At 60.7% G+C, this 23,060-nt stretch carries 28 protein-coding genes; 23 read left to right on the top strand and 5 right to left on the bottom strand.

Going from position 1 to position 23,060, the window contains the following annotated elements:
- Positions 1-74 precede the first annotated feature (74 nt).
- From WI754_RS16175 to WI754_RS16195, 5 genes are all read left to right on the top strand, one after another.
- Positions 75-560 (top strand): peroxiredoxin, encoded by a 486-nt coding sequence (locus WI754_RS16175; RefSeq protein ID WP_349434509.1) that lies wholly within the window; start codon positions 75-77, stop codon positions 558-560.
- Positions 557-1,384 (top strand): ferritin-like domain-containing protein, encoded by an 828-nt coding sequence (locus WI754_RS16180; protein WP_349434510.1) that lies wholly within the window; start codon positions 557-559, stop codon positions 1,382-1,384. Before WI754_RS16175 ends, WI754_RS16180 begins: the two co-directional genes overlap by 4 nt.
- A 98-nt stretch (positions 1,385-1,482) precedes the next feature.
- The gene (locus tag WI754_RS16185; RefSeq protein ID WP_349434511.1) at positions 1,483-2,799 is read left to right on the top strand and encodes a M23 family metallopeptidase; all 1,317 of its coding nucleotides are present in this window, start codon (positions 1,483-1,485) and stop codon (positions 2,797-2,799) included.
- A 208-nt stretch (positions 2,800-3,007) separates the two neighbouring features.
- A complete protein-coding gene (locus WI754_RS16190) occupies positions 3,008-4,531 on the top strand; it encodes a DEAD/DEAH box helicase (RefSeq protein WP_349434512.1) in 1,524 nt (507 codons plus the stop codon).
- A gap of 15 nt (positions 4,532-4,546) precedes the next feature.
- Positions 4,547-4,969, top strand: coding sequence for an NUDIX domain-containing protein (locus tag WI754_RS16195; protein ID WP_349434513.1), 423 nt, complete (start codon positions 4,547-4,549; stop codon positions 4,967-4,969).
- Here the strand turns inward: WI754_RS16195 and WI754_RS16200 are convergent.
- Both WI754_RS16200 and WI754_RS16205 read right to left on the bottom strand, forming a co-directional pair.
- Positions 4,959-5,276, bottom strand: a complete 318-nt coding sequence (locus WI754_RS16200; protein ID WP_349434514.1) for a TfoX/Sxy family protein — start codon at positions 5,274-5,276, stop codon at positions 4,959-4,961. The two genes, WI754_RS16195 and WI754_RS16200, sit on opposite strands and share 11 nt — an antisense overlap.
- A 45-nt stretch (positions 5,277-5,321) precedes the next feature.
- Complete coding sequence (locus WI754_RS16205) at positions 5,322-5,771, bottom strand: flavin reductase family protein (protein ID WP_349437833.1); 450 nt, start codon at positions 5,769-5,771, stop codon at positions 5,322-5,324.
- Positions 5,772-6,000: 229 nt separating this feature from the next.
- On the opposite strand from WI754_RS16205, the gene WI754_RS16210 reads away from it, so the two are divergent.
- The 7 genes from WI754_RS16210 to WI754_RS16240 all read left to right on the top strand — a co-directional run bounded on the left by WI754_RS16210 (position 6,001) and on the right by WI754_RS16240 (position 12,075).
- Positions 6,001-7,089: an ABC transporter substrate-binding protein gene (locus WI754_RS16210; protein ID WP_349434515.1), complete on the top strand. Its 1,089-nt coding sequence runs from the start codon at positions 6,001-6,003 to the stop codon at positions 7,087-7,089.
- Complete coding sequence (locus WI754_RS16215) at positions 7,086-8,102, top strand: P1 family peptidase (RefSeq protein ID WP_349434516.1); 1,017 nt, start codon at positions 7,086-7,088, stop codon at positions 8,100-8,102. Before WI754_RS16210 ends, WI754_RS16215 begins: the two co-directional genes overlap by 4 nt.
- Positions 8,103-8,181: 79 nt before the next feature.
- Entirely contained in the window at positions 8,182-8,859 is a 678-nt protein-coding gene (gene rpe / locus WI754_RS16220; RefSeq protein WP_349434517.1) for a ribulose-phosphate 3-epimerase, read from the top strand.
- Positions 8,856-9,593, top strand: a complete 738-nt coding sequence (locus WI754_RS16225; RefSeq protein WP_349434518.1) for a DUF2259 domain-containing protein — start codon at positions 8,856-8,858, stop codon at positions 9,591-9,593. Before rpe ends, WI754_RS16225 begins: the two co-directional genes overlap by 4 nt.
- A 41-nt stretch (positions 9,594-9,634) precedes the next feature.
- Complete coding sequence (locus WI754_RS16230; protein WP_349437835.1) at positions 9,635-10,144, top strand: hypothetical protein; 510 nt, start codon at positions 9,635-9,637, stop codon at positions 10,142-10,144.
- Positions 10,145-10,206: 62 nt separating this feature from the next.
- Positions 10,207-11,508 (top strand): adenylosuccinate lyase, encoded by a 1,302-nt coding sequence (gene purB, locus WI754_RS16235; protein ID WP_349434519.1) that lies wholly within the window; start codon positions 10,207-10,209, stop codon positions 11,506-11,508.
- A gap of 261 nt (positions 11,509-11,769) precedes the next feature.
- Positions 11,770-12,075, top strand: coding sequence for a PilZ domain-containing protein (locus WI754_RS16240; RefSeq protein WP_349434520.1), 306 nt, complete (start codon positions 11,770-11,772; stop codon positions 12,073-12,075).
- A gap of 69 nt (positions 12,076-12,144) precedes the next feature.
- On the opposite strand, the gene WI754_RS16245 is transcribed toward WI754_RS16240, so the two are convergent.
- The gene (locus tag WI754_RS16245; RefSeq protein WP_349434521.1) at positions 12,145-12,951 is read right to left on the bottom strand and encodes a DUF2189 domain-containing protein; all 807 of its coding nucleotides are present in this window, start codon (positions 12,949-12,951) and stop codon (positions 12,145-12,147) included.
- A 229-nt stretch (positions 12,952-13,180) separates the two neighbouring features.
- Between WI754_RS16245 and WI754_RS16250 the strand changes: the two genes are divergently transcribed.
- Both WI754_RS16250 and WI754_RS16255 read left to right on the top strand, forming a co-directional pair.
- A complete protein-coding gene (locus tag WI754_RS16250; RefSeq protein ID WP_349434522.1) occupies positions 13,181-13,735 on the top strand; it encodes an alpha/beta hydrolase in 555 nt (184 codons plus the stop codon).
- Between the two features lie 384 nt (positions 13,736-14,119).
- On the top strand, positions 14,120-14,905 hold the full coding sequence (locus tag WI754_RS16255; protein WP_349434523.1) for a class I SAM-dependent methyltransferase: 786 nt from the start codon (positions 14,120-14,122) through the stop codon (positions 14,903-14,905).
- Positions 14,906-15,019: 114 nt separating this feature from the next.
- Here the strand turns inward: WI754_RS16255 and WI754_RS16260 are convergent, their stop codons facing one another.
- A complete protein-coding gene (locus WI754_RS16260) occupies positions 15,020-15,334 on the bottom strand; it encodes a DUF1476 domain-containing protein (RefSeq protein ID WP_349434524.1) in 315 nt (104 codons plus the stop codon).
- 235 nt (positions 15,335-15,569) lie between these two features.
- Here WI754_RS16260 and purC point away from each other — a divergent pair, with 235 nt between their 5' ends.
- From purC to arsC, 7 genes are all read left to right on the top strand, one after another.
- Entirely contained in the window at positions 15,570-16,334 is a 765-nt protein-coding gene (gene purC, locus WI754_RS16265) for a phosphoribosylaminoimidazolesuccinocarboxamide synthase (RefSeq protein ID WP_018324721.1), read from the top strand.
- Between the two features lie 16 nt (positions 16,335-16,350).
- A complete protein-coding gene (gene purS, locus WI754_RS16270) occupies positions 16,351-16,593 on the top strand; it encodes a phosphoribosylformylglycinamidine synthase subunit PurS (RefSeq protein ID WP_349434525.1) in 243 nt (80 codons plus the stop codon).
- Positions 16,594-16,612: 19 nt separating this feature from the next.
- Entirely contained in the window at positions 16,613-16,807 is a 195-nt protein-coding gene (locus WI754_RS16275; protein WP_349434526.1) for a hypothetical protein, read from the top strand.
- Positions 16,808-16,811: 4 nt separating this feature from the next.
- Positions 16,812-17,051, top strand: coding sequence for a hypothetical protein (locus tag WI754_RS16280; RefSeq protein WP_349434527.1), 240 nt, complete (start codon positions 16,812-16,814; stop codon positions 17,049-17,051).
- Positions 17,048-17,719: a phosphoribosylformylglycinamidine synthase subunit PurQ gene (gene purQ, locus WI754_RS16285; RefSeq protein WP_349434528.1), complete on the top strand. Its 672-nt coding sequence runs from the start codon at positions 17,048-17,050 to the stop codon at positions 17,717-17,719. The genes WI754_RS16280 and purQ overlap by 4 nt, the downstream gene beginning before the upstream one ends.
- A gap of 52 nt (positions 17,720-17,771) precedes the next feature.
- Positions 17,772-18,179 (top strand): hypothetical protein, encoded by a 408-nt coding sequence (locus WI754_RS16290; RefSeq protein WP_349434529.1) that lies wholly within the window; start codon positions 17,772-17,774, stop codon positions 18,177-18,179.
- Between the two features lie 254 nt (positions 18,180-18,433).
- Positions 18,434-18,781: an arsenate reductase (glutaredoxin) gene (gene arsC, locus WI754_RS16295; RefSeq protein ID WP_349434530.1), complete on the top strand. Its 348-nt coding sequence runs from the start codon at positions 18,434-18,436 to the stop codon at positions 18,779-18,781.
- A gap of 15 nt (positions 18,782-18,796) precedes the next feature.
- Here the strand turns inward: arsC and WI754_RS16300 are convergent, their stop codons facing one another.
- Positions 18,797-19,051 carry a DUF1127 domain-containing protein gene (locus WI754_RS16300; RefSeq protein ID WP_349437837.1) on the bottom strand — a complete coding sequence of 85 codons (255 nt, stop codon included), beginning with the start codon at positions 19,049-19,051 and terminating at the stop codon, positions 18,797-18,799.
- A gap of 81 nt (positions 19,052-19,132) precedes the next feature.
- Between WI754_RS16300 and WI754_RS16305 the strand changes: the two genes are divergently transcribed.
- Positions 19,133-20,551, top strand: a complete 1,419-nt coding sequence (locus tag WI754_RS16305; RefSeq protein ID WP_349434531.1) for a PLP-dependent aminotransferase family protein — start codon at positions 19,133-19,135, stop codon at positions 20,549-20,551.
- A gap of 184 nt (positions 20,552-20,735) precedes the next feature.
- Positions 20,736-22,967, top strand: a complete 2,232-nt coding sequence (purL, locus tag WI754_RS16310; RefSeq protein ID WP_349434532.1) for a phosphoribosylformylglycinamidine synthase subunit PurL — start codon at positions 20,736-20,738, stop codon at positions 22,965-22,967.
- The last annotated feature ends 93 nt before the right edge of the window (positions 22,968-23,060 follow it).

A 23,060-nucleotide genomic window follows, 5' to 3' on the forward strand; every position in this document is an offset into this window, starting at 1 on the left:
ACGCGACGGGTTCGAATTCGATAAGCCTCTTGCGATAACCATCGCCGCCCATGGCGCAGAAAAAAGGATTATCCATGGCGAATTTGAAAGAAGGTGCCGCTGCACCGGAATTTACTCTTCCCCGTGATGGCGGCGGCACTGTCTCGCTGGCGCAGTTCAGGGGGAAATCCGTCGTGCTGTTCTTCTATCCGAAGGACGACACCAGCGGCTGCACCATGGAATCCATTGCATTTTCGTCGCTTGTGGACGAATTCGCAGCCGCTGGCGCTGTCGTGATCGGCATGTCGCCTGATTCCGTCAAGAAGCACGACAAGTTCGCGAAGAAATACGATCTGTCGGTCGTTCTCGCCGCAGATGAAGAAAAGGCCGTCTTGAACGACTACGGCGTCTGGGTCGAGAAAAGCATGTATGGCCGCAGATATATGGGCGTCGAGCGGACCACCGTGCTGATCGACGCAAACGGTATCGCCCGCAGGGTCTGGGAAAAGGTGAAGGTTCCCGGTCACGCCGAGGAGGTGCTGGCGGCAGCGAAAAGTCTTGCAGAAAGCGCCGAAAAATGACGGACCTGCCGGCGATCCGCAGCCTGCGTGACGGGGCCGCGCACGCAATCCGCGCGGCCGATCTCGACGCGAAGACACTGTTGGCGCAGGAAGTTGCGCGCCGCTGGAGCGCGCGCAGCCTGTCCTTGCGGTCGCCGCTGGATACACAGGTTCCGGATCGTCCGGGTCGCCCCGAAAAACCCGATCTCATCCCGCCGCGGCAGGTCCCGAAGCGAGCACTGACGACGGAGAAGGGACGGATCGCCCTGCTCCACGCCATCGCCCATATCGAACTCAATGCCGTCGATCTCGCGCTCGACATCGTCGCCCGTTTTGCCAGTGAACCGGTGCCGAACTCGTTCTTCGACGGCTGGATGCGGGTGGCCTTCGAGGAAGCCAAGCATTTTCGTCTGGTCCGCGACCGGTTGCGGCAGCTCGGCGCTGATTATGGCGACTTGCCCGCCCATGACGGGCTCTGGCAGGCGGCGCACGATACCCGCAACGACCTCACGGCGCGTCTCGCTGTCGTGCCGCTGATTCTCGAGGCACGCGGCCTCGACGTCACGCCTGCCCTGCAGGCGAAGATGCGGGAAGTGGGCGACGTTGAGAGCGCTGCCGTGCTCGACGTCATCTACGAAGACGAGAAGGGACACGTCGCCGTCGGCGCCAAATGGTTCCGCTTTCTCTGCGCCCGCCAGAAGAAGGATCCCGCCGCGGCATTTCAGGCCCTCGTCCGGGCCAATTTCCGCGGTCCGCTGAAGGCGCCGTTCAACGACACGGCCCGGGCGGAAGCCGGTTTGACGCCATCTTTTTACCGCTCGATGACGGCCTCCGTGAACACCTGACGCAGGCTCCAACCCCCTTGCAATCAAGGCTTTATTAACCTTAACAGTATCTAATCAACCCCATCAAAACGCGCAGAATCGCACGCGGTGGGGGTGAGTTGGTGTCTACGGAAAGCCGGGTCTTCGGCAAGCGTGCGCAAAAGCACATCATCATCGTCGCAAGCGGCGACAAGGTTCGCCACATGACCTTCCAGCCTTGGATGGCGGCGCTGTCGATGTGCTTCATCTCGGTCTTTTCGATAGGCTATCTCGCGGCGACCTCCTATCTCGTGCTACGCGACGATCTGATCGGCGGCACCATGGCACGCCAGGCGCGCATGCAGCATGAGTATGAGGACCGAATCGCCGCCCTGCGCGCCCAGGTCGACCGGGTGACGAGTCGCCAGCTTCTCGACCAACAGGTTGTCGAAGACAAGGTCGAAAAACTGCTCCAGCAGCAGATGGCGCTGACATCCCGTCACGGCAAGCTCGGTACGCTTCTCGATCGGGCGGAGGAAACCGGTATCGCGGAAGAAGAGGCCCGGCCGCTGGCTGCACCGGAGGCCTATGGCAAACGCGCCGATGCAAGCGGCGGCATCCGGGCAATCGAGCGGCTGATGGGGATCGGCGGCCAGCCCGCACAGCAGAAGATGGCGCTCGCCTATGCGCCGATATCCACCAATGGCGACCGTGAAACCACGTCTGATCGAGCCGACCGGTTGTTCTCCAAGGTTACCCTTTCCCTCAAAGATATCGAGCAGCAACAAAAGCATCGCATCCAGACCCTGACGGCGGGCGCTTCGCAGGCCACCGACGCCATCGTCAACATCGTCGCCCGCGCGGGCGTCAAGGTCGGCGACGACGACCCGCAGGCGACGGCGGCAACTCAAGTGGAAGACGAAACGGCGATCGGCGGGCCGTTCGTCGAGCCGGAAACCGCCGAAGTCTTCGACAACTCGCTCGTCGCGCTCGACACGGCGCTTGCCCGGCTCGAACACGTCCGCAGCCAGGCGCGGAAACTGCCGTTCAACAATCCATCGCCGGCAAGCGACATCACCAGCCGCTTCGGCAATCGCCTCGACCCGTTCCTCGGGCGGCTGGCCATGCATGCCGGCATCGATTTTCGCGCACCGAGCGGGACGCGGATCGTTGCGACGGCACCCGGAACCGTGATCACTGCCGGCAAGAGTGGCGGCTACGGCAATATGGTCGAGATCGACCACGGCAACGGCATCACGACGCGTTATGCCCACCTATCGTCTATTCTCGTCAATGTCGGCGATACGATTTCGGCAGGCGAAGCGATCGCCCGCTCCGGCAGCACAGGCCGCTCGACGGGTCCGCATCTGCACTATGAGGTTCGCCTGAACGGCGAGGCTGTCGATCCGATGCGCTTCCTGACAGCCGGGATAAAGCTTAGCCACTACATCAACTGACAGATATTTGGTTTGTGAACATGACCTTTTGAACGTCACGCCGGAGCCATCCTATTGATGGCAGGCCGCTTATTTACTCTGCTCCAGAGCAAACCGCCGGTTTTCTTGACTTTGTCCGCCTATGGGACTATGAGCCCCAGCGACGGCATGGAAAGCATTTGCCGAGTCACCAGAGTTCGACCGAACCGGAACGGAAACAGATTTCCCTTTGACCACTTTTTCAGACCTTGGCCTGAGCCAAAAAGTTCTTTCCGCAGTTACCGACGCGGGCTACACCATTCCTACGCCGATCCAGGCCGGCGCCATCCCGCCAGCCCTGCAGCGGCGCGATATTCTCGGCATTGCCCAGACGGGAACCGGCAAGACGGCGTCATTCGTGCTGCCGATGCTGACGCTGCTCGAAAAGGGCCGCGCCCGTGCTCGCATGCCGCGCACGTTGATCCTCGAGCCGACACGTGAACTCGCAGCCCAGGTCGCCGAGAACTTCGAAAAATACGGCAAGAACCACAAGCTCAACATCGCCCTGCTGATCGGCGGCGTCTCCTTCGATGAGCAGGATCGCAAGCTGGAACGCGGCGCCGACGTGCTGATCTGCACGCCCGGCCGCCTGCTCGACCACTGTGAGCGCGGCAAGCTTTTGATGACCGGCGTTGAAATCCTCGTCATCGACGAAGCCGACCGCATGCTCGACATGGGCTTCATTCCCGATATCGAGCGCATCGCCAAGCTGATCCCGTTCACGCGCCAAACGCTGTTCTTCTCGGCAACCATGCCGCCGGAAATCCAGAAGCTCGCCGACCGCTTCCTGCAGAACCCGGAACGCGTCGAAGTCTCCGTCCGCTCCTCGACTGCAACGACCGTGACGCAGCGCTTGGTCGCGACCCACAGCAAGGATTACGAGAAACGCGCGGTTCTGCGCGATCTGATCCAGGCCCAAGAAGAACTGAAGAACGCCATCATCTTCTGCAACCGCAAGCTTGATGTGGCCGATCTGTTCCGTTCGCTCAGCCGCCACGGTTTTTCCGTCGGCGCTCTGCATGGCGATATGGACCAGAGCTCGCGCACGAAGATGCTCGCGAGCTTCAAGGATGGCCAGATTCAGCTGCTCGTCGCCTCGGACGTGGCAGCCCGCGGTCTCGACATTCCGGATGTCAGCCACGTGTTCAACTTCGATGTGCCGATCCATGCGGAAGACTACGTCCATCGCATCGGTCGCACAGGTCGCGCCGGCCGTTCCGGTGCCGCCTTCACGCTGGTTTCCAAGCGTGACACGAAGTTCGCAGACGCCATCGAAAAGCTGATCGACAAGAAGATCGAATGGCTGAACGGCGACCTTTCCGCCCTGCCTGCCCCGATGGAAAGCCACGACAGTGGCCGGTCCGAACGCGGCGGACGAGACGGCAAACGCGGCGGACGCCGCAACGACAGGGATCGTGAGCACGCTCCCCGTCCGGTGTCCGGTCACAAATCGGACATCAAATCAGACGATATATCGACGGACCAGGAACCGGTTACAGCAAAGGCAGAACCTGTGAGATCAGAACGCAAGGCAGACACGAAACCGCAGAATGCCGGCCGCCACAGCAATCGCCCTGCGCCTCAGCCGTATCCTGCCAACGACGACAATCGCGATCGCCGCAACCGTTATCGCCGCGATCACGATGATGGTCCGACGCCGATCGGCTTCGGCGACGATATTCCGGCCTTCATGCTGATCGCCGGCAAGGCTTGATTATCAGGCAGTCGCATGGCGTATCCAGGCATTGATTTTCCCGGTGTGGGATCAGGGCTTGCCGTCTTGAATGACGGCAAGCTTTTGCTTTGCAAGCGTTTGAAGGCACCGGAAGCTGGCCATTGGAGCATTGTTGGCGGCAAGGTCGAACATATGGAGCCGACCGCAGACGCCGCGCGCCGTGAAGCGGAAGAGGAAAGCGGCCTGACGATCCATTCCGCGCGTTTTCTCTGCCTCAGCGAGCAACGGGTCGAAGCCGACCGCCAGCACTGGGTCTCACTGATCTACGTGACCGAGGATTTCTCCGGCGAACCACGGCTGATGGAGCCGGACAAGCTCTCCGAAATCGGCTGGTATGCGCTCGACGACCTGCCGCAGCCCCTGTCAGTGTTCGCGCAGGATGCGGTCAAGGCGTTGCAGTCGAGGGCTATTTCCTAGCGCGCAAGGCTGCCTCATAGGCAAGCCGCACCCAGCGGGCCATCTCGTCCGGGTCGTCGAAAGCTTCGTCCGGAATCGACCAGTAGGGCATTTTCACCGGCTTTCCCTTGCCGTCATAGGTCCATTGCGAACTTCCGGCAGCTTCGAATTCCGGCGCGCTTTCGGCATCCGCCTTGAGCAGGATGTCCCCGTCGACCTCCAGCGCCAGGATGCGACCCTCGAAATAGATGCCCTTGCCGCCGAACATGCGCTTGACTGTGACCGGACCGAGCGCCGCGAACATCTCCTCGATTGCCGCATTGTCCATTTCCACCAGCCTTTCGCTCTGTTTCCTCGACTCTCTTCGAGGAAACTACAGCGTGCGATAATCCCGGTCGAGGTAGACGAGTGCCGGTTTTTGTTCGCCAAGGGTGACAGCCACGACCTCGCCGAACAGCACGATGTGCGTGGCAACCGTCTTGATGTCGATCAGCCGGCAATCGAAGGCCGCGACGGCCTCGCGAAGAATGGGCGCACCGGTCTTCAACTCATCCCATGTGCCATGTTCAAACCGTTCGGCAGGATCGATGCTGTTGCGGCCGGAAAAGACCTGGGCGAGATCCATCTGATCGGCGCCGAGCAGATTGAGGGCAAAGCTGCCGCTGCGCGCAAAAATGTCATTTCTCGGGTTCGCGCCATTGAGGCAGACGAGCAGCGTCGCCGGCGTGTCGGACACCGAGCACGCCGCGGTGATCGTCACGCCGCGGCGTTCGCCTTCATACGCTGCAGTCACGATATGGACGTGGCCCGCCAGACGGCTCATGGCATCGCGGTAGGTCAGCGGATCCAGTTGGGTCTTGTCCAACACGGCAGTCTCCAGATCGATGTTCGCATTTTACACATAGACGCTACGGCAAAATATGAAAGCCATCAGCCGGATTTTCTTGGTCATGCGCGGCAATTGCCGTTCACGCGGCGAAGGTCACGATCTTTTCCTTTGACGCCTTCGGCCACATCTTTAAAACATGCGCATTATCCATCTGGAAAAGCGCATGTTCCGTTCGATTGTCGCAAGCCTCCTCATTACCGGATCGGTGCAGGCCGCTCCCGCGCTGGCGGCTGGCGTGAAGATCGCTGTCGTCGCGCCGGTTGAAGGACCGTTCGCGCTGCTCGGAAAGCAGATGCTCGACGGCGCGCGCTTCCAGGCCGAAGATCGCGGGTCCGAGATCATCCAGATTCCGGAAACCTGCGAACCGAACGACGCAGAAAGCCTCAGGAAGGCCTTGCTTTCCAGCGGCGCGGAAGCCGCAATCGGGTTTCTCTGCACCGAAAGCCTCGAGGCAACGCTTCCCGCGCTCGCCGAAGCCGGCATTCCTGCTCTGACGTTGAGCGTGCGTTCCGATGTCCTGATGGAGGACGCACTGAAAAAGAAGTGGCCGTTCTTCCGTCTCGTGCCGAGCGCCCGCATGGAAGCGGCCAAGGTCACCGAGATCATCCTGTCGCGTTGGAAGAACGAGCCGCTGGCGCTGATCGAGGACGGGACGATCCATGGGCGCGAGTTGGTGGAAGGCGTGCGTGCGGCTCTGGCCGAAGTCGGGTTAACGCCGGTGTTTTCCGACACCTATCGTCCGGCGCAGGAGCAGCAGGTGAGCCTGGTGCGCCGACTGGCAAAGAGTGGCGCGACACATGTCTTCACTGGCGGCGACCGGCCGGACACGGCCATCATCGCCCGCGACGCCGCCTCAGAACAGGTCACGCTGACGCTGATGGGCGGCGAAGCCTTGAACGCGGCCGACCAGCCTGTTGCGCTGGCGAACGGTGTGCTGGCGGTGTCATTGCCGGACTACGCGGCGCAGCCGGAGGCAAAGGTCGCAAGCGAGGCGATGACGGCGGCCAAGCTCATTCCGGAGGGCTATGTATTGCCGGCATTTTCCGCTGTTGCCCTTTTGGAACAGGCGAAGGACCAGGCCGGCAAAGACGACGCGCCGCTTCCAGAGGCGCTTCTCAAAGGTCCCTATCAGACCGCGATCGGCCCGATCCGGTTCAATGCGGGCCATGAACTGGCGGACAATCCCTACCGGTTGCTCCAGTGGCAAGATGGCCGTTTCGTGCCCGCTCCCACTGCCACGGGAACCGAATGATGCGCGCCGGCCCGAAAAATTCGATTACCGATGTCGCAGGCCTCAGGGTCGGCAACGCCGAGGATCATCGCCTGAAATCCGGCGTTTCCGTTGTCGTCTGCGATCAGCCAGCCGTCGCCGCCGTTCAGGTGCTCGGCGGTGCCCCCGGCACGCGGGAGACGGACCTGCTCGATCCCCACAATACGGTGCAGACGGTCGATGCGGTGGTCTTGTCCGGTGGCTCGGCTTTCGGTCTCGACGCGGCATCGGGCGTCCAGGCGGCGCTGCGTGAAGTGGGCCGCGGCTTTGCCGTCGGCCCCTTGCGTATTCCGATCGTGCCCGCCGCCATCCTGTTTGATCTGCTCAATGGCGGCGACAAGGATTGGGGCCAGTATCCGCCCTATCGCGAACTCGGTTACGAGGCAGTCCGGGCGGCGTCTGAGGATTTCATGACGGGCACCGCGGGCGCCGGCACAGGCGCGCTCACCGCCACGTTCAAGGGCGGCCTCGGCACAGCCTCGACGGTGCTGGATAACGGCATCACCATCGGCGCACTGGTGGCCGTCAACGCGCTTGGCTCCGCAACCATCGGTGATACCCGGCACTTCTGGGCTGCACCCTTCGAAATAGGCGCAGAATTCGGCCGCCTCGGCATGCCGCAGCCTTTTCCACTCGATGCCAGCGACCTTCGCATCAAGTTCCGCGACGGGCAGCGGCAAACGCAAAACACCACCATCGCCGTCATCGCTACCGATGCGGTTCTGACGAAGGCGGAAGCGAAGAGGCTGGCGATATCAGCCCATGACGGTTTTTCACGGGCGCTCTGGCCGTCACACACGCCGCTTGACGGTGATCTCGTCTTTGCACTGGCAACCGGGACGAGCGGAATGACCGCGACTGTGCAGGACTTTATCGATCTTGGTGCCGCGGCGGCATCGACCATGGCCCGTGCGATCGCGCGCGGTGTCCATGATGCGACGACCGCTGAAAACGATCTCTTTCCCGTCTGGTCGCCCGAAGATAGAACCGCATAACGTCAAAGCTGCGCTCACCAATGTTGTTTGCGGCGAAGAGCAGTGTTATTTGGCCGGAAAACAGTTGGAGCCTTGCATCATGCCCCTGCCCATCCGGATCGCACCGTCCATTCTTGCCGCTGACTATGCCAAACTCGGGCAGGAAGTGCGCGATGTCGTCGCCGCCGGCGCCGATTGGATCCATCTCGACATCATGGACGGCCACTTCGTCCCGAACATTTCCTTCGGCCCCGACATCATCAAGTCGCTGCGTCCGCACACGGACGCCTATTTCGACTGCCATCTGATGATCGCGCCCGCTGACCCCTATCTCGAAGCCTTCGCCAAGGCTGGCTGCGATAGCATCACAGTGCATGCAGAGGCAGGCCCGCATCTCGATCGTTCGCTGCAGGCGATCAAGGCGCTCGGCAAGAAGGCCGGCGTTTCGATCAATCCGGCAACGCCCGAAAGCGTTCTCGACTATCTGCTCGACAAGCTCGACCTCATTCTTGTGATGACGGTCAATCCCGGTTTCGGCGGCCAGAAGTTCATTCCGGCGATGGAAGAGAAAATCCGCCGCATCCGGGCGATGATCGGCGATCGACCGATCGATCTTCAGGTCGATGGCGGCATCACGGTCGACACGATCGCGCCTCCGGCCTCTGCCGGCGCCAATGTCTTCGTGGCAGGCTCGGCGATCTTCAGTGGCGGCCACGTTGACGCCTATCGCAAAACCATCGACACTCTGCGCGCCAATGCCGAGGGGAGCCGCGGGTGAAATTTTCGGGCGGGATCGCTGCCGCAGTTTTCGCATCGGTGTTGATGGCCGATGTTGTTTGCGCCGGTGATATTGCCTCGTTGCAACCCATCGGCTTTTCACCGGACGGCGGCGTTTTCGCCTTCGAGGAATATGGCGTCCAGGACGGTTCCGGCTTTCCCTACTCCAGCATCTTCTTCATCGACACGCGCAAGGACACCTACCTGCCGGGGACGCCGATCCGCGCGCGCATCGACGACGAGAATGCCGGTCTCGCCAAGGTGCGGGCGCAGACGCAGGCGAAAGCCGCCGCCCTCGTCGATCGCTACGATATGACAGACCATCCGGGCTTGATGGCCGCCTTCAATCCGGTCACGGAGACCGCAGCCCCGGCGTATCGGCTGGTATACCGGCAACACGCCGTGGAGCCGCCGGTTGGCGGCATCTTCACGCTGGCGCTGAAGGAAATCACGCTGCCGCCGTCAGCGCTCTGCAAAGACATGTCACCGCAATCGATCGGCTTCAGCCTCGCCTTCGAAAGCGAGGATGGCCAGCCGTCGGATCGCGTGCTTCACATCGACACGGCCATCCCCGAGAGCCGCAAATGCCCGACCGGTTACCGGATCGGCGGTGTCATGGTTCACCACCCGGTCGGCCGGGATCCTGTCCACATCGTCCTGGTGCAGGTGCTGAGCTTCGGTTTCGAGGGACGCGACGGTCGTTGGATCGCCGTTCCGGTGCCTGCGGCGCCATGAATCAAGTTCAGGTCTCCGAGGCAAAACACTATCCAAGCTTGATGCGGCGCACGGGCCAGAGGTTTCTGGCAGCCCTTCCGGGCGCGCGCGACATTCTTCTTGGCGCACCGATCTGGGGTGTGATGATGGCGCTGTCGGCGCTCGCAGCGCTCTATCTGCGCAACGGTGCCGAAACGTCCCATTTCTACAGCATTCTCCTGCTGTTCTTCCTCGGTGGCTTGATCGCCTGGCCTTTCGCCCTTGTTCTTGGCCGCTTCTGTGCGCAGGGCCGCGCCAGCGAAACGCGTTTTGCCGCCTTCTTTCTCTGCTTGACCGTCTGCACCATCGCCGCAACGGCTTTCCTCTTCGCCTTGGATTACCGGAGCTTCTACGCCCGCTGGCATGCCCCTGTCGGTACACTGACCTGGTTCTATCAGTTCGGTTTCACCTCGGCCGGCGCCATCTATCAGTTCGTCGTGATGGGCATTCGCCTCTATCTGCCGGTCGGATTTGCGGCACTTGCAACCGCCAGCTTGTGGCTCGCATGCAAGATGCCCCATCAGCAGCGTTGAGATTACCGGCCATCTTTGCTAGAGGCTCAGCCAACTCCACCGATGACGAAAGCTGAAAGCCCATGATCCCCCGTTACTCCCGGCCGGAAATGGTGGCCATCTGGTCGCCCGAAACCAAATTCCGCATCTGGTTCGAAATCGAGGCGCATGCCTGCGACGCGCTCGCCGAGCTTGGCGTGATCCCGAAGGAAGCGGCGAAAACCATCTGGGAACGGGGCGGCGCGGCCACCTTCGACGTCGAACGGATCGACGAGATCGAAGCCATCACCAAACATGACGTCATTGCCTTCCTGACACATCTTGCCGAAATCGTCGGTCCTGACGCGCGTTTCGTGCACCAAGGCATGACCTCTTCCGACGTGCTCGACACCTGCTTCAACGTGCAACTCGTCAAGGCCAGCGACCTCCTGCTCGCCGACCTCGACAAACTGCTGGAAGCGCTGAAGCGCCGGGCCTTCGAACACAAGGACACGGTGACGATCGGCCGTTCGCACGGCATCCACGCCGAGCCGACCACCTTCGGCATCAAGCTGGCCCTGGCCTATGCCGAGTTCGAGCGCTGCAAGAAGCGCCTGATCGCCGCGCGTGAGGAAATCGCCACATGCGCTATTTCCGGCGCCGTCGGCACCTTTGCGAATATCGATCCGCGTGTCGAAGAACACGTCGCCAAGGCCATGGGCCTTGCCGCTGAGCCGGTCTCGACCCAGGTCATCCCGCGTGACCGTCATGCGATGTATTTTGCCACCCTCGGCGTCATCGCTTCGAGCGTGGAGCGCCTGGCAACCGAAATCCGCCACCTGCAACGCACCGAAGTCCTCGAAGCCGAGGAATATTTCTCGCCGGGCCAGAAGGGCTCGTCGGCGATGCCGCACAAGCGTAACCCGGTGCTGACGGAAAATCTCACCGGCCTGTCGCGCATGGTGCGCGCCTTCGCCCTGCCCGCCATGGAAAACGTCGCCTTGTGGCACGAGCGCGATATTTCCCACTCCTCCGTCGAGCGCATGATCGGCCCCGACGCGACGGTGACGCTCGACTTCGCGCTGGCGCGCCTGACGGGCGTGATCGACAAGCTGCTCGTCTATCCGGACAACATGATGAAGAACATGAACAAGTTCCGCGGGCTCGTTCATTCCCAACGCGTGCTGCTTGCCCTGACGCAAGCCGGCGCATCCCGCGAGGATGCCTATCGCCTCGTTCAGCGCAACGCCATGAAGGTCTGGGAACAGGGCAAGGATTTCCTCGAGGAACTGCTCGCCGACAGCGAAGTCAGGGCCTTGCTGCCCGAAGCGGATATCCGCGAAAAATTCGACCTCGGCTATCACACGAAGCACGTCGATACGATCTTCAATCGCGTTTTCGGTTGATGCATAACGCGTATCGCGTCAAAACGGATTCGTGCGATGCGCTTTAGGTCTTTGTTTTTATGCATGTCGTTGTCCCAAAAACCGCTGCACACTGTTCTGCGACATGCATTAGGGGAGCCGAAGAGGCTCCCCGTTCCAACGTCGCGCGCAGGGTGTCCGGTTTCGGCCCACATCGCTCCATTTTGAACGGTTTTCTCAAGCCTTTCGTCAGTCTTCCGTGAGAGGCTGCGGAAAAATGAGCAAATGGGAGCGGGCTGGAGCATGCCGTATCAGCAGACGATCGAACGCAAGGTAGCGCGCACGACAACCAAATTTACCGGTACCGTGACCTGCAAGGGCGGGTCGAGTCGCGGGATCGTCAAAGACCTTTCGGCAGCCGGAATTTGTTTCCAGCTCTATTTCGATATCAATGCCAAGACTGGGCAGGAAGTGTCGATCGAAAGCAACGAATTCGGTCATCTTACTGGCGTCGTGCAATGGTATCGCGGCGACAAGATTGGCATTCGTCTCGACCCGTCGTCGAATACCGCGGCGCAAATCTCGTCCTATTTCAAATATTTCCGCTAAGCGGCACGCATGACAGCACGAACGTGCCGCTACTCTGGCGGCACGTTCGTTTTTTCGGATCGCTCCGTGTTATTTCGTCTCCGGCGCAACCACGAGCTTGCGATAGAGATGCCACGTCGCATGGCCGAGGATCGGCATGATGACGGCGAGACCGACGAAGACCGGGATTGAGCCGATGACGAGGCCTCCGGCAACGATCAGTCCCCACACGGCAACCGGAACCGGATTGGTGAGCGTTGCCCGCACGGACGTCTCGACCGCGGCCACGGCGCCGACATCCCTGTCGAGCAACAGCGGGAAGGACACGAGGACGGTCGACAACACGATCACGGCAAAGACGAAACCGACGGCGTTACCGACCAGAATGAGGTTCCACCCCTGTTCTGTTCCGAACACCTGGTTGGCGAAGGCTGAGATCGATGCCGGTGGCACGTCACCGAACATCTGCACATAAAGCGACTGGGCAACGAGCAGCCAGGCGACGAACAGCACGAACAACATGAAAGCAAGCGCGATGATCGACGGTAAGGCTGGCGAACGGCGAACATCGAAAGCGTGCCGCCACGACGTGTTCATCCCCTTTTCGCGCCGCCTGCTGATCTCATAGAGACCGATCGCGGCTACCGGGCCGAGCAAGGCAAAACCGGAAGCCAGCGGATAGAGGATCGGCAACATGTTGGCGCCCGAACTCCATGTGGCAAGCACAACACCGGCGATCGGATAGATCAGGCAGAGGAAGACGTAATGAGACGGCTTGGCATTAAAGTCCTGCCAGCCGAGGCGCAACGCGTCGAAGACATCGGCGATGCCGATCTTGCGAACTACCGGATGCTCGATAGTGGTGCTGGATCCTGCCAATACATGGAATGTTGTCATGACCAATTCTCCTCCTTGGACACACGCATCGTCACGTCATTCGAGAACAATCAGTAGTGCCGGTTTCGAGGGGATTTCGGCATCGCTGACCGCGATCCAATGCTCTCGATATTGGCGGCTTTCGCCGTCACGGAACGTCGTGACCAATCATCCCGTGCAGCGAGCATATACCAGATCTGCGTCTCTTTCACTTGACTTCCATCTCCCCCGAGCACAAATCGCCGTTATTATGAAAGCATCTGAAGCAGATATCCTGATCGTTCCCGGCTATACCAACTCCGGCCCGGACCATTGGCAGACCCGGTGGCAGAGCAAACTTGCCTCCGCGCGCCGCGTCGAACAGGCCGAATGGGCAAAGCCAGTACGCGAGGACTGGGTCCGGCGCATGGTCGACGAGATCAATGCGGCGGCCAAACCCGTCGTCATCGTGGCGCATTCGCTTGGCGTCGCAACCGCCATCCTCGCCCTGCCGCAGGCGGAAAAGAAGATCGCAGGCGCTTTCCTCGTCGCCCCGCCGGAAGTGACAAATCCGAAAATTCGGCCGAAGCACCTGATGACGTTCGGCCCCTACCCGCGCGACCCGCTGCCGTTCCCGAGTCTGGTCATCGCAAGCCGCAACGACCCGTTCGGATCGTATGATCACGCCGGCGATATCGCCAACGCCTGGGGCTCGATGCTGGTGGACGCCGGCGAATCCGGCCACATCAACGCCGAATCCGGTCACGGTCCGTGGCCGGAAGGCACAATGGTTTTCGCCCAGTTTCTCAGCCGGCTTCGCCCCTAAGCCGACATCAAGCGCTGCGTAGCAACGTCGCCGGAAAATCGCGGGACCGTGACGGTTTCCGTGCCAGCTGCGGACCCGGGCAGCCACCGTTTCTCGATACTACTATGACGCCGGGCAATGAGCCTTGCTTCGAAACAATCCGGACCGATTGCACCAGCGCGTAATGCATCCTCCAACACAACGTTTGATGGTGAAGATGACGCGCTTTAGCCGTTTGGTGGCCCCATAATGGCCCCACTTATGAACTTTGTTGCAATGCAAATAGAATTCTTCGGCTCACAGTTTTGAGTCTCCGCACAGCCTCGTGTTCCACTTGTCGGCTGTCAGCTCCGATCGAATATCCCATTCGTTCTGTTGCATCAACCAAACCGGATTCGCCATCTGATGACCTCAGCCATTCGCAAATTCATATTCCACGATCTCCAGACGATCGAGGGCTATATCGACCCACCGGACGCTCTTGTTTTCCTTTCGCTTTTGCAAAGTCAGAAAGACAGAAGCCTTGGCGGCGCCGTTGCCGAGATCGGTGTGTTCTATGGCCGTTCCTATTTTCTGTTGAGAAAAATCAGCGGAAGCGACGAGAAGATATTGGCAATCGACCTTTTCAACATAGGTCAGGCGACCGAAGGCGTCGCTGCGCAATACCGCCGCTTTTTGGAAAACGGGCGCCGGCTCGGCATGGCCGTGGACGAAGAACTGATCATCAAAGGCGACAGCACAATGCTGGAGCCGGCCCAACTGACCGCCAAGATCGGCAAGATTCGGTTCTTCAGCATCGATGGCGGGCACATGCTTCAGCATGTCGCCTCCGACAGCAGGCTGGCGATGGAAACGCTGGCGGATCATGGCGTCATCGCCTTTGACGATACGTTTAATCCGGCCTGGCCGGAAGTCACAGTAGGCGTGGCCGATTTCCTGCGTCAAAGCGGCGGCGCCTTTTCCGCCTTCTGCATGACCAAGTACAAAACCTACGTCTGCCGCCGCGAATTCCACGGGCTCTACAGCGACCTGATCGCCAATTCAGCCGATCTCGCCGCTTTCGATCATGTCGAAACGGAGTTTCTGGGCTCAAAGGTTGCCCGGCTCCACAACCCGTTCAGCCGCCGGATGGTCTATGAACTGATGGTCCGCTCCGGCATGAGCGCTTTTTCCGAGCGCGTTTATCGATAATCGAACCGCAGATGGCCGGACCAGCTGGTTGTGATATTCCGCAATGCATCCAGGTGCCGGAACAAAAAAGCCGCCCGCAACCGGACGGCCCAGGAACCATTGCAATGGCCGGTATCAGCCGTTCTGGATCTGCGTGACGGCCTCGGAGAGAAGCTCCAGCATCTTTAGGCGAATCTGGTCATCGGTCTGGGCGATGCCGGCAGAATCGAAGTCTGCGCGGATCTTGCGCACGACGTCCTCATGTCCGGCCTCCGTGAAATCGGCGGCGACGATCTCCGTGGCATAGGCCGCCGGATCGCTCTTGCCCAGAAGCTCAGCGGCCCAGAGGCCGAGCAGCTTGTTGCGGCGCGCCTCGGCCTTGAACCGCAGTTCTTCATCCAGCGCAAACTTCGCCTCAAACGCCTTCTCGCGATCCTGCATACTGGTCATTCGTCGATCTCCCTGAAAACCATGCCGCAAACAGCTTTTCGCCCATAAACCAAAAGCCTGCCAAAAGTGCAATGCGAAGTTTTCCGCTTTGATGACTTTCCGTGTTACCCTCTTGCTAATTCAGGGGATCGGATCAGACGCCGATTGTGAAATAGTTTCTTTTCAGCTATGGACCCGATTAGAAAATGCCAATGGCGCAGCCCAAGAGCGCCGACAACCATAGAGAACAATATTGATGAACCGTCGCCGCCGTATCTACGAAGGCAAAGCCAAGATCCTTTACGAGGGTCCTGAGCCAGGCACGCTGATCCAGTTTTTCAAAGATGACGCCACCGCCTTCAACAAGAAGAAGCACGATGTCATCGACGGCAAGGGCGTGCTCAACAACCGGATTTCGGAATACATCTTCACGCATCTGAACAGGATCGGCATTCCCACGCACTTCATCCGCCGCCTCAACATGCGCGAACAGCTGATCAAGGAAGTGGAAATCATTCCACTCGAGATCGTCGTGCGCAACGTGGCCGCAGGCTCGCTCTCCAAGCGCCTCGGAATCGAGGAAGGCGTCGTCCTGCCGCGCTCCATCATCGAATTCTACTATAAGGCCGATGCGCTCGACGACCCGATGGTCTCCGAAGAGCACATCACCGCCTTCGGCTGGGCTAGCCCGCAGGAACTCGACGACATCATGGCGCTCGCCATCCGGATCAACGACTTCCTCACCGGCCTGTTCCTGGGTGTCGGCATCCAGCTCGTCGATTTCAAGATCGAATGCGGCCGCCTGTTCGAGGGCGACATGATGCGCATCATCCTGGCGGACGAAATCTCGCCGGACAGCTGCCGTCTCTGGGACGTCGAAACCAAGGAAAAGATGGACAAGGACCGGTTCCGCCGCGACATGGGCGGCCTCGTCGAGGCCTATCAGGAAGTGGCCCGCCGCCTTGGCATCATGAACGAGAACGAGCCGCCCCGCGGCACCGGCCCCGTGCTGGTGAAATAAGCAGGAAAAGACAAAAGTGATCAATGCACGCGTAACAGTGACGCTGAAGAACGGCGTTCTCGACCCGCAGGGCAAGGCAATCGAGGGCGCGCTTGGCGCTCTCGGTTTCGACGGCATCGGCCATGTTCGCCAAGGCAAGGTTTTCGATCTCCAGATCGAGACCGCCGACAAGGCGAAGGCCGAAGCCGACCTCAAGGCCATGTGCGAGAAACTTCTGGCTAACACGGTGATCGAGAACTACACGATCGCTCTCGACTGAGGGTTGAAGGAGCCGTCTCATGGGCGACGTGACGAAGGAGATGCTCTACGCTGAAGTCGTGGAACCTGACCGGCGTCTCGGCGAAACCGTGAGCTCACTTGAAGAATTGGTCTCCCTCATGAGGGTGACCAATCGGGAACTGGCAGAAGGCCGTGCGCGAACGGAAGCGCTGAAACAAGCGCTGTTCGGGAATCGCTTCGAGACCGCGGGCTGATTGCATGGCTGATGTCACTCAGGAGCTCATTCATGAGATGCTGCGACGAGTGCATGTCAGAGCTGACAAGGCTGATACCGGCATACGTGACCTGCGAAGACTTTCGCTGCACGCCCACCAGAATGACACCAACACGCTCTACACAATGCTTCATCAAACTGATGAGCGCTTGGAGAGAATAGAAAACCGCCTCGAACTGCGTGAGCTTGCAGAGGCCCAATCCAGGTTTGAACCGCACCCATGAAATCCGCCGTCGTCCAGCTCCCAGGCCTCAACCGTGACCGCGACATGATCGCGGCGCTAACCAAGATTTCCGGCAAGGCGCCGGTGACGATCTGGCAGACCGAGACGGATATTCCGGATGTCGATCTGATCGTCATCCCCGGCGGCTTCTCCTATGGCGACTATCTGCGTTGCGGCGCAATCGCGGCGCGCATGCCGGTGATGCAGGCGATCAAGGCAAAAGCCGAGACCGGCGTCAAGGTGCTGGGCGTCTGCAACGGCTTCCAGATCCTGGTCGAGGCCGGCCTTTTGCCTGGCGCGCTGATGCGCAATGCCTCGCTGAAATTCGTGTGCAAGGAAATCATGCTGGAAGTCGTCAACGCCAACACCGACTTCAGCCGCGCCTATGAACAGGGACAGATCATCCGCTGCCCCGTCGCCCATCACGATGGCAATTATTTTGCCGACGCGGAAACGCTGAAGACCATAGAGGGCAACGGCCAGGTCGTTTTCCGCTATGCCGCAGGCACCAACCCGAACGGTTCGATCAACGACATTGCCGGTGTTGTCAACGCCAAGGGCAATGTCCTCGGCATGATGCCGCATCCGGAAAACCTGATCGAGGCCGCCCACGGCGGCGCCGATGGGCGCGGCCTGTTCGCTTCCGCTCTTGATGTAATCGCTGCTTAACATTCCGTCTGATAGAAGGCTCCCTCAGAGATAGAATCACAGGGGCCTTCCGATGCGTGGCGCAACTTTCATCCGTTTCATTGCAACTGCCGGCGCAGTCGCCACCCTTGGGCTTATCGCCGGATGCCAGTCGGCGAGCCCGCCCGCACCTGCGCAGAGCACGGCGGCTTTGCCGACCATGGAACGCGTCGCGCTCGGCGCCAACGCCTGCTGGTTCAAGTCTGGGGACGCAGCCTTCAAGCCGTATCGCCTGGCGCCGGAACTCAACTCTTTCTCCGGACGCCCGCGCATCCTGCTCGTCAAGCGCAATTCACCTGAATCGCGCCCGCTCGCCGTCGTCCAGGCAGAGGGACACCCTGCCCGGCTTCAAGCCTTCGGACCGCTGTTCAATGAAGCGGTTGGAGCGAGAATGGCAACAGACGTGAAGCGCTGGGCCGCGGGCGGTACCGGTTGCCGATAAGGCGCTTGCGGGAACGGACCCACCGCGACGACAGCACTCCGCCAAATCTTGCAGCTTTTCTTTTTTAGAGTTTTGCTCGACAATTCCCCGTCGCGGACTTTTGACCGAGCCTCCCGAGATGCGGGCAGTATTTTGTGCGTTTCCAGCCAGGGATGCGCTCAAGCCTGTCACGAAACTGAGTTACGTCGCTCAAAGCGAGTCCACAGCAAATGCCGCCGTCCTCCCACGGCCAGGAATGCACCAAAGGCATATTGATGAGTGTTACGATCTATCACAACAACCGTTGCACCACGTCCCGGGCGGTGCTGGAGACGATCCGCGAATCCGGTATCGAGCCTGTCATCATCGACTACATGAAGACGCCGCCAACCCACGAGCAGATGCTGGCCCTTCTGCTGGCCATGGACATGTCACCGCGCGCGCTGTTGCGCACGAAAGAGCACTCTTACCTGTCGCTTAAACTTGACGATGAGAGCAAGACAGACCGACAGATCCTGGATGCCATGCTGGAACACCCCGAACTGATCGAACGGCCGATCGTCGTCACCGGAAAAGGCGTTGCGGTCTGCCGGCCGAAGACGAAGGTTCTCGAGCTCCTGTAGCCGGCAGAACCGCGATCAATTCCAGAAGGGTTGCGAGGCCTCGCGCCGGGCCTCCGCTGGCGTGACGCCTATGTCCGCAAGCTGTTCATCTGTCAGTTCGGCAAGGGCAAGGCGGCTGAGCCGCTTTTCCTCCCGCGCCGCAACCCAGGAGATCACCCGCCAGAACAGGAGCCTCGCACGTGGCAGGACGCCAACGGGTGCCCGAATTGTATTTTTTTTCGATGAGCAAATTGAATCATCTGCAGTGCAAATTGTACCCATTGCCATCATCCTATCGATTGTCACGGTTACTTTCGAGTGTTTCAATGTCTTAATTGACTCAAAAATGGATGCAATGTAGAAATTGTAACCATGACAACTTGGATGCCAGACCCCGGCCAAGGCCAAGGCCCTCTTTACGCGCGCATTGCCGACCAGATCGAGCAGGCGATTGCCGGCGGCGTGCTGCCGGCTGGCACGAAACTGCCGCCGCAGCGCAATCTTGCCTTTGATATCGGCGTGACAATCGGCACAATCGGCCGTGCCTATCATCTGGTGCGCGAACGCGGCCTTGTTAGCGGCGAGGTTGGCCGCGGCACCTATGTACTCGACAATGCGGACATGCGGCCGGCCGAACAGGCCGATCCGATGACCGCGGCACTTGCCGGCACCCGGCCGATCAAGGCGCCGCCGGGCAAGCTCAGGTTCGACAGCACGGCCGCGCCAGATATCGGCCAGGGCAAGTCGCTCGAAAAGTTGCTGATCGACATCAGCCGCGAACACCATGCCGACATCGCCAGCTATGCTCGCGATTTCCCGGCGCACTGGTTCGAAGCGGGAAGCCGGTGGCTTGCCAAGGGAGCGTTCAAGCCGCAGCCCGATCGAATCGTCCCGACCCTCGGCGCCCACGCCGGTGCAGTCGCCGTCATCGCGGCCGTTACCGCTCCGGGCGACAAGATCGCTTTCGAAAACATCACCTATTCACAGATCAGCCGCAGCGCCGGCCTGATCGGTCGACGCACGATTCTCCTGCGCACCGACGAATACGGCCTTGATCCGGAAGACTTCGAGCGCGTCTGTGCCCAGCAGCATCCGAAACTCGCCTTCCTGATGCCGACCGCACAAAATCCGACAGTCGTGACATTGTCGTTGGAGCGCCGGCAGGCGATCGCCGACATTGCCCGCCGCTACGGCGTCTGGCTGCTGGAGGATGATCTCTATGGCGCAATGACCGGCGACATGACGCCGCTTCTCGCCGAACTAGCGCCGGAGCGGACATTTCTGGTTGGCGGCCTGTCGAAATCGGTTGCGGCCGGGGTGCGCGGCGGTTGGGTCGCCTGCCCTCCCCATTTCAGCCAACGCATCCGTATTGCCCACAAGATGGTGAGCGGCGGCATGCCGTTTCTGCTCGCCGAACTCTGCGCACGCCTCGTGCTGAGCGGCGAAGCCGCGATCCTGCGCTCCAGATGTATCGATGAGATCCGCGCGCGCGAGCAGATGGCGCGCGCGATATTTTCAGGGATCGAGTTCAACTCTCATCCGCATGTGCCTTTCCTCTGGCTGAAGCTGTCCGAGCCGTGGTTCTCCGGCACCTTCAAGCACGCAGCCTTCGAGGAGGGCGTGCTGGTCGATGACGAGGACGAGTTCAAGGCAGGGCGGACGGAGAGCGTCTTTCATCGCGTGCGGATCGGCTTCTCCTCGCCCGCCGACCGCAACGAGGTGCGGCGCGGATTCCTGACGCTTCGCCGGCTGCTCGACAGCGGCCGCACCGGCTATGACAGCTTCGCCTGATCGAACCACCGGTCGCGCCAGCAAAAAGCCCGCGATCTCCTGTGCTTTTCCGGCATTTTCCTGTCGCATCCCGGGATAGCATCGGCTAAAGAAACGCCGACGCGATCTCTTTGTTTTGACGCATCCCTTCAGGCAGACGGCATCCTGGCCGTCCGGGATGCTCCAACGGACCGAATGGACCACGATGACCATTTCCAATACCCGCCCCATCACCGCCGACCTCATTGCCTCGCACGGCCTGAAGCCGGATGAGTACCAGCGCATCCTGGAGCTGATCGGCCGCGAGCCGACCTTCACGGAACTCGGCATCTTTTCGGCGATGTGGAACGAACATTGCTCCTACAAGTCATCGAAGAAATGGCTGCGCACGCTGCCGACCACCGGTCCGCGCGTCATCCAGGGACCGGGCGAAAATGCCGGCGTGGTTGATATCGATGATGGCGACTGCGTCGTCTTCAAGATGGAGAGCCACAACCACCCCTCCTACATCGAGCCATATCAGGGTGCTGCGACCGGCGTCGGCGGCATCCTGCGCGACGTCTTCACCATGGGCGCGCGGCCGATCGCAGCAATGAACGCCCTGCGTTTCGGCGCGCCTGACCATCCGAAGACCCGCCATCTTGTTTCCGGCGTCGTCGCCGGTGTCGGCGGTTACGGCAATTCCTTCGGCGTGCCGACCGTCGGCGGCGAGGTCGAGTTCGATGCGCGCTACAACGGCAACATCCTCGTCAACGCCTTTGCCGCCGGCCTTGCCAAGTCCGATGCGATCTTCCTGTCGGAAGCCAAGGGTGTCGGCCTGCCGGTCGTCTATCTCGGTGCGAAGACCGGTCGCGACGGCGTCGGCGGTGCGACTATGGCTTCGGCAGAATTCGACGAGTCGATCGAAGAGAAGCGCCCGACCGTTCAGGTCGGCGACCCCTTCACCGAAAAATGCCTGCTCGAAGCCTGCCTCGAACTGATGAAGACCGGTGCGGTTATCGCCATTCAGGACATGGGCGCCGCCGGCCTCACCTGCTCCGCCGTCGAAATGGGCGCCAAGGGCGACCTCGGCATCGAATTGCAGCTCGATCAGGTTCCCGTACGCGAAGAGCGTATGACCGCCTATGAAATGATGCTGTCGGAAAGCCAGGAGCGTATGCTGATGGTGCTGGAACCGGCCAAGGAAGAGGTCGCCAAGGCGATCTTCGTCAAGTGGGGCCTGGATTTCGCCATCGTCGGTAAGACCACCGACGATCTGCGTTTCCGTGTCATCCACCAGGGCGAGGAAGTGGCAAACCTGCCGATCAAGGAACTGGGCGACCAGGCGCCGGAATATGACCGCCCGTGGACACCGGCGAAAACCGCTGCGCCGCTTGCTGCCGATGATATTCCCCAGGCGGATGTCGCCGATGCTGTGCTGTCGCTTGTCGGGTCTGCCAACAACTCCTCGCGCCGCTGGGTCTACGAGCAGTACGACACGCTGATCCAGGGCAATTCGCTGCAGCTGCCGGGCGGCGACGCTGGCGTCGTGCGCGTCGAAGGTCACCCGACCAAAGCGCTGGCCTTCTCCTCCGACGTGACACCGCGTTATGTCGAAGCCGATCCGTTCGAAGGCGGCAAGCAGGCTGTGGCCGAATGCTGGCGCAACATCACCGCGACCGGTGCGCTGCCGCTTGCCGCCACGGACAACCTCAATTTCGGCAATCCGGAACGACCGGAAATCATGAGCCAGCTCGTCCATGCCATCAAAGGCATCGGCGAAGCCTGCCGCGCGCTCGAGTTCCCGATCGTGTCCGGCAATGTCTCGCTCTACAACGAGACGAACGGCCAAGGGATCCTGCCGACCCCAACCATCGGCGGTGTCGGCCTGCTCAGCGACTGGTCGCAGATGGCGCGCATCCGCTTTGCGGCTGAAGGTGAGGACATCTTTCTCGTCGGCGCGCCGGAGGGGCTTGGTGCTCATCTCGGCCAGTCCGTCTATCTGCGCGACATCCATGGCCGCACTGACGGCCCTGCCCCGCATGTTGATCTCGCCCATGAGCGCAAGACTGGCGATTTTGTCCGCAGCCTCATTGTCGACGGCCTGACGACCGCCGTGCATGATTGCTCCTCGGGCGGACTGGCGTTGGCAATCGCCGAAATGGCGATGGCGTCGGGCATCGGCGCAAAGGTTTCGGCGGTAGCGGGCCGCGATCCGATCCCTGTCTTCTTTGGAGAAGACCAGGGACGCTATGTCGTGACCGTAAAGCCGGAGCATGCAGACCTTGTCGCCGAGCGGGCAAAGGCTGCGGGCGTGTCAGCGCCCGTGATCGGATTGACCGACGGTACCGAAGTCGTGCTTGGCTCGGCCAAGCCGCTTGCAATCGTGCAATTGCGCTCGGCACATGAATCATGGTTCCCGGATTTCATGGAAGGCAGCCTGCCGGAATCAAACTGAAGGCCGGTGGGTCTTGGCTTTGATTCCGCCCGGATTTTCCGAATGGCTGGCCATCAATTTAGCGGCTTGCCCCGGAACGGTCGCCTCGCGTTA

It is taken from the genome of Pararhizobium sp. A13 (genome assembly GCF_040126305.1).
Lineage (GTDB): Bacteria > Pseudomonadota > Alphaproteobacteria > Rhizobiales > Rhizobiaceae > Pararhizobium.

Bases quoted from the DNA above. Each gene is read 5' to 3' on its own strand.
- WI754_RS16260 (WP_349434524.1), bottom strand. From the start codon at position 15,334: ATGACCAGTATGCAGGATCGCGAGAAGGCGTTTGAGGCGAAGTTTGCG.
- rpe (WP_349434517.1), top strand. From the start codon at position 8,182: ATGCCCCTGCCCATCCGGATCGCACCGTCCATTCTTGCCGCTGACTAT.
- purB (WP_349434519.1), top strand. From the start codon at position 10,207: ATGATCCCCCGTTACTCCCGGCCGGAAATGGTGGCCATCTGGTCGCCC.
- WI754_RS16290 (WP_349434529.1), top strand. From the start codon at position 17,772: ATGCGTGGCGCAACTTTCATCCGTTTCATTGCAACTGCCGGCGCAGTC.
- WI754_RS16180 (WP_349434510.1), top strand. From the start codon at position 557: ATGACGGACCTGCCGGCGATCCGCAGCCTGCGTGACGGGGCCGCGCAC.
- purC (WP_018324721.1), top strand. From the start codon at position 15,570: ATGAACCGTCGCCGCCGTATCTACGAAGGCAAAGCCAAGATCCTTTAC.
- WI754_RS16215 (WP_349434516.1), top strand. From the start codon at position 7,086: ATGATGCGCGCCGGCCCGAAAAATTCGATTACCGATGTCGCAGGCCTC.
- WI754_RS16280 (WP_349434527.1), top strand. From the start codon at position 16,812: ATGGCTGATGTCACTCAGGAGCTCATTCATGAGATGCTGCGACGAGTG.
- purQ (WP_349434528.1), top strand. From the start codon at position 17,048: ATGAAATCCGCCGTCGTCCAGCTCCCAGGCCTCAACCGTGACCGCGAC.
- WI754_RS16275 (WP_349434526.1), top strand. From the start codon at position 16,613: ATGGGCGACGTGACGAAGGAGATGCTCTACGCTGAAGTCGTGGAACCT.
- WI754_RS16305 (WP_349434531.1), top strand. From the start codon at position 19,133: ATGACAACTTGGATGCCAGACCCCGGCCAAGGCCAAGGCCCTCTTTAC.
- arsC (WP_349434530.1), top strand. From the start codon at position 18,434: ATGAGTGTTACGATCTATCACAACAACCGTTGCACCACGTCCCGGGCG.
- WI754_RS16200 (WP_349434514.1), bottom strand. From the start codon at position 5,276: ATGGACAATGCGGCAATCGAGGAGATGTTCGCGGCGCTCGGTCCGGTC.
- WI754_RS16300 (WP_349437837.1), bottom strand. From the start codon at position 19,051: ATGATGGCAATGGGTACAATTTGCACTGCAGATGATTCAATTTGCTCA.
- WI754_RS16175 (WP_349434509.1), top strand. From the start codon at position 75: ATGGCGAATTTGAAAGAAGGTGCCGCTGCACCGGAATTTACTCTTCCC.
- WI754_RS16205 (WP_349437833.1), bottom strand. From the start codon at position 5,771: ATGAGCCGTCTGGCGGGCCACGTCCATATCGTGACTGCAGCGTATGAA.
- WI754_RS16255 (WP_349434523.1), top strand. From the start codon at position 14,120: ATGACCTCAGCCATTCGCAAATTCATATTCCACGATCTCCAGACGATC.
- WI754_RS16245 (WP_349434521.1), bottom strand. From the start codon at position 12,951: ATGACAACATTCCATGTATTGGCAGGATCCAGCACCACTATCGAGCAT.
- WI754_RS16195 (WP_349434513.1), top strand. From the start codon at position 4,547: ATGGCGTATCCAGGCATTGATTTTCCCGGTGTGGGATCAGGGCTTGCC.
- WI754_RS16230 (WP_349437835.1), top strand. From the start codon at position 9,635: ATGCGGCGCACGGGCCAGAGGTTTCTGGCAGCCCTTCCGGGCGCGCGC.
- WI754_RS16210 (WP_349434515.1), top strand. From the start codon at position 6,001: ATGTTCCGTTCGATTGTCGCAAGCCTCCTCATTACCGGATCGGTGCAG.
- purL (WP_349434532.1), top strand. From the start codon at position 20,736: ATGACCATTTCCAATACCCGCCCCATCACCGCCGACCTCATTGCCTCG.
- WI754_RS16250 (WP_349434522.1), top strand. From the start codon at position 13,181: ATGAAAGCATCTGAAGCAGATATCCTGATCGTTCCCGGCTATACCAAC.
- WI754_RS16240 (WP_349434520.1), top strand. From the start codon at position 11,770: ATGCCGTATCAGCAGACGATCGAACGCAAGGTAGCGCGCACGACAACC.